This is a genomic window from Rhodococcus sp. GXMU-t2271, assembly GCF_041414735.1.
GTDB lineage: Bacteria > Actinomycetota > Actinomycetes > Mycobacteriales > Mycobacteriaceae > Rhodococcus > Rhodococcus indonesiensis.
Genome location: NZ_JAUIZP010000102.1, coordinates 1 through 825, shown reverse-complemented (window position 1 = coordinate 825; position 825 = coordinate 1). Strand labels below are relative to the sequence as shown.

Below are 825 nucleotides of genomic sequence, written 5' to 3'. Positions count from 1 at the left end.
GACCGAATGTCACTGTGAGGATGAAACGGTCCGGTTGATACTGGACAGGTCCGGTGCGGTGGGATCTGACCCTGAATGTCACTGACGTCGTGAGACTGTCCTGTCGATGATGTGTCGTCCCCACCGCGCCGGCCGCCGACACACGCGACCGGTCGGGCGGCGTGACCTGATAGGAGCCTGACACCAACAGTCCCGTCACAGTGCTGTCCGCCGTCCCGGCCGGGTGCGTGGCCACCATCGGAAGGGATGACCTGTGTCCAGCATGACCGAAACCCCTGCCGCTGTCAGCCTCACCGTCTACGCCGGCATCGACACCCACAAACACACCCACCACGTCGCGCTCGTCGACGCCCTCGGCCGCCGCCGCGGCGACCGCGAGTTCCCCACCACCGCCACCGGACACCGGCAGCTGCTGGCCTGGATCACCGGCGGCGGCACGGTCGCCCGCGTCGGGATCGAGGGCACCGGCAGCTACGGCGCGAGCGTGGCCACCACGCTGCGCACCGCCGGCCTCGAGGTCGTCGAGGTCGACCGCCCGGATCGTCGCGCCCGCCGCACCCACGACAAGTCCGACCCGCTCGACGCCTACGCCGCCGCGACCGCCGCGCTGACCGGACGCGCGAGCACCGTCCCGAAAACCCACGACGGGGACGTCGAGGCGATCCGCTTCCTGCGCAATGCCCGTCGCTCGGCGGTCAAGGCCCGCGCCGAGGCGCTCACCCAACTCCAGGCCACCGTGGTCACCGCCCCCGAACCGGTGCGCGACCGGCTGCGGACCCTCTCGCCCACGGCGTTGACCACCACCTGCGCCGGGTTGCGGCCGGG

The 825-nt window shown here is 71.4% G+C and carries 1 protein-coding gene; it reads left to right on the top strand.

All coding sequences use genetic code 11. The annotated features are described in order from the left end of the window. Nucleotides 1-262: 262 nt before the first annotated feature. Nucleotides 263-825 (top strand): transposase (locus tag QYS60_RS25720; RefSeq protein WP_371384662.1); only part of this gene is annotated, 563 nt, incomplete at its 3' end.